The sequence below is a fragment of the Arthrobacter sp. genome (assembly GCF_031179985.1).
Classification (GTDB): domain Bacteria; phylum Actinomycetota; class Actinomycetes; order Actinomycetales; family Micrococcaceae; genus Arthrobacter.
Window position 1 is genome coordinate 1 of the sequence record NZ_JAPSHJ010000107.1, and the last position, 3631, is coordinate 3631.

Consider the following 3631-nt stretch of genomic DNA (forward strand, 5'->3'; position numbering starts at 1 on the left):
TGCCGTCGCCGTTGGAGTCGGAGAAGCTGCGCGGGTAGATCTGGTAAACAGCGGCCTGACGCCACCAGTTCGGATCGGCCATACGCTCGGATTCAGAGGAGGTTGCCAGAGTGGCGGTGGTGGACAAGGGTGTTCCTTCTTTTCCTGTTGATCTTGAATTTTGCTGTTGGTGAGTTGGTGCGTTCAGTGATGCTGCGTTGCTTGCAGCCGAGGCGCTTGGTCCGTCCAGGGCAGGTCGCTGGTGGTGTCTCCGATGGGGTCATCTTTCGGGGTGGCACTGGAGATGTGCGATCCGGATTGCCCGGCAGGAGCTTTGATCCCCGGGAGTCTCCAGAGCTGCAGTGATGGTCCGGAACCTGAGAAGGTGGTGGATTGCGCTGTGTTCCTTGCGGTAAGAGTGCCACAACCCCATAACGGGGATGGCGTGGCGTTCTCAGTACGGGGATGGATGAGCGATGCGGGTAGTTCCACGGCTTCGAATGCAGCTCGGGATGCTGCTACCAGGACGCAAACGTCGTTGTGCTCGCGCACGTAGATCAACACGTCGTCGCCCGCGTACAGCCATCGCAGGTTTCCTTCGTGCAGTGCCGGCAGCTCCCGGCGTAGTCGGCTGAGCTCGGCGATGCCCGGGCCCAGGTCGGCGCGTATCTTTTCGGGTTCCGCCCATGGCATGGGTGTTCTGGCGTCTTCACCGTTGATCCCTTCGAGGCCGAATTCGTCGCCGGCGAACAGCGTCGGGATTCCGGGCAGCGTGAAGATCATGGCCAGGCCCACCAGTTGGCCGTCCGGGATCATGACGGTGGCTGCCCGGGCAGTGTCATGGGAATTCAGGGCGTTCATGTTCTGCGTGCGGATGCGCCAGGGAAAGGCCGCGGCCAGGGCTTGGTGGGTCTGGACGAAGTGTTTCGCGCTGATGCGGTTGGGACCGGGAATGGGCGTCCCGAAGAAGTTGACCGGAGCTTCCTCTTTCGTGAGCCATTGCCAGAGCGGGCGGGTGAAGTTGGAGTACGTCATAGCCCCGTGCCAGGTTGAACCGTCGAAATCGGCTGCTGCATCATTTGTTGACTCTGCGAGCAACATGGAATCCGGCTTGATGGACTGCATCGTGTGCCTGATCATCGTGGCAATTTCGCGGTTCATGTCGTCGGTTCCGTGGCGGCCGGTCATGTTTGCCACATCAATGCGCCACCCATCCAGGTTAAAGGGAGGGGCGAGCCAACGGCTTATGACCGAGGATGCTCCGGTGATGAAGCGCCGGCGCAACTCGGGTGAGTTCCAGTTGAATTTTGGCAGGCTGGGCACGCCGAACCACGAGGCGTACGTGGTGTGGTCTTCGTTGAAATAGTAGAAGCCGGCCTCTGGGGAGCGCGGATCCGCAAGCGCGGCTGTGAACCACTCGTGGGCGTAGCCTGAATGGTTTGCCGTGAGGTCGCCGATCACTCGTAGCCCGCGGTGGTGTGCGGCGTCCACCAGACGGATGAGCGCCTCGTCTCCGCCCAGCAGGGGGTCCACTTTCGTGAAGGTCGTCGCGTCGTATCGGTGATTGGAGCGGGCGGGGAAGAAGGGAGTCAAGTAGAGGACGGTGGCCCCGAGGGCCTGAATGTGGTCGAGATGCTCGGCAATGCCGTCGAGGTCCCCGCCGTAGAGCTGGCGCGGTGTGGCTTCTCCTGCAGGCTGAACGGGTTCATCCCAGGCGCAGCGGACCGCCCAGTCAGGCGTGGGCCGGGTGGCGGCGGCTGAGGAACGGGCAAAGCGGTCCGGGAAGACCTGGTAGATCACTGCGCGGTGAACCCAGTCCGGGGCCGGGGCATGGGCGATCAACCGGAAGTCCTGAAAATCGGGGGTCTCCCGGTCAAAGAGGCCTTCCGCGTTCAACCATTCCCAGGCGGGCCTGCCGAGATGATTGGTTTCGATCAGGAAGCGGTACCGGAGCACGGGATTGACTGCGAGGACCACGCATTCCCACCATTGCCAGGAGTGGTCGGACCGGGTCGGGCAGTCCGGTGCATCGACCCGGTGGGCTTCGTCAAAGTGTGGTTCGCCGTCTCTGAGGGAACGAACGAAAACGCGGTCAACGCTGCCGTACGTGGCCGGGATTCGCATCCGGAGCCGTACCTGGCTGCCCGCGGCCAACGCCTGGTCAGAGACATACAGCGATGAACCGTCATGGTGGGGGATATCGGTCTTCACCGCTTGATTCTCCATCTGCTCTGATCCTGTACAGGGACTTGCCTTTATCGGTGGCTGCCCGGCAGGAGGGTATGGTTGTGCGCTTGGTGCGGCTGCCTATCCCTTCACGGAGCCCTGAATCAGCCCGCTGGTGATGTACTTCTGGAGGAACAGGAAGAGGGCCATTACCGGAAGAGCAGCCAGGACGGACCCTGCGGCGAAGACGCCCCAGTTTTCGGAGCGCTGTTGTGCGACATAGGAATACAGTCCGACGGCGAGAGTCTGCGAATCCGGATCTTGGAGTACGACGGAGGCGATGATGAAGTCGCTGCTGATGCCGATGAAGGACAGCAGTCCGACCACGGCCAGGATCGGGGTCACCAGGCGCAGGATGATGCCGAAGAAAATCTGGACGTGGCTGGCGCCATCGAGCCGTGCTGCCTCGTCAAGGGACGTGGGCACGGTGTTGAAGAAGCCGTACATCAGGTAGGTGTTCACTCCCAGGGCTCCGCCCAAGTAGACCATGATCAGTCCGAGCTGGCTTCCCAGGCCCAGCCACGGAATAACGTCGGAGATGCCACTGAGCAGCAGGAAGATGGCGACGATGGCGAGCAGCTGGGGAAACAGCTGCAGCAGCATGAGGCTTAGCAGGCCGAATCGCCGGCCTTTGAAGCGCATGCGCGAGAACGCGTAGGCAGCGAGGGCCCCCAGCAGCACGCTGGCCAGGGACGTTACTGCTCCGATGAAGAGTGTGTTGAGGAACCATCGCCCGAAGGGGCGGGCAGGGTCAGAGAAGAGCTGGGCGAAGTTCTCAAAGTCGATCTGGCCGAACAGCCTGTTGCTTCCGGCAAGGGTCCCGCTTGAGTCCAGGGCGGCCGAGAGCACATAGAGCAGGGGAAACAGCGCGAAGATGATCGTGACAATTCCAACGACATGGCGCCAGCCCTTGTTTTTTGCCCACGCTGTTCTGCCGCTGTCAGGCCCTCGGGCGGGCAGGGTTTTGCGGTGTGAAATGCTGCGCGTCGAGGTGCGGACTGTCATGAGTTTACTTCTTCCAGGGACTTGGTCATTTTGAAGCTCCATGCCGAGATAACCGCCACGATGATGAAGATGAGAATGGCAAGGGCGCTGGCAAGGCCGTAATCCCGGCCGGCGCCGCCGCCGAAGGCGACCTTATAGACCATGGTGATCAGGATGTCTGTCGCGCCGATGTCCATCGTGGTTCCGGAGAACCGCGGGCCGCCGGAGGTGAGCATGAAGATGACATTGAAGTTGTTGAAATTGAAGGCGAACGTCGAAATCAGCAGCGGAGCCACGGATACGAGCAGGAGCGGGAGCTTGATGGACCGGAAAATCCGCCACGCGCTGGCGCCGTCCACGCGGGCTGCCTCATCCAGTTCTTCGGGCAGCGACTGCAGTGCCCCGGTGCAGACGAGGAACATGTAGGGGAAGCCGAGCCACA

3 protein-coding genes are annotated in these 3631 nt (G+C 61.7%); all 3 read right to left on the reverse strand.

From position 1 onward, the window contains the following. Window positions 1-183: 183 nt before the first annotated feature. Window positions 184-2205, reverse strand: coding sequence for a glycoside hydrolase family 13 protein (locus tag RIN13_RS20355; RefSeq protein ID WP_309109129.1), 2022 nt, complete (start codon window positions 2203-2205; stop codon window positions 184-186). An 81-nt stretch (window positions 2206-2286) separates the two neighbouring features. Further along, a complete protein-coding gene (locus RIN13_RS20360; RefSeq protein ID WP_309109130.1) occupies window positions 2287-3210 on the reverse strand; it encodes a sugar ABC transporter permease in 924 nt (307 codons plus the stop codon). Next, a partial coding sequence (locus tag RIN13_RS20365) for an ABC transporter permease subunit (RefSeq protein WP_309109131.1) occupies window positions 3207-3631 on the reverse strand: 425 nt, incomplete at its 5' end. The genes RIN13_RS20360 and RIN13_RS20365, both read right to left, overlap by 4 nt.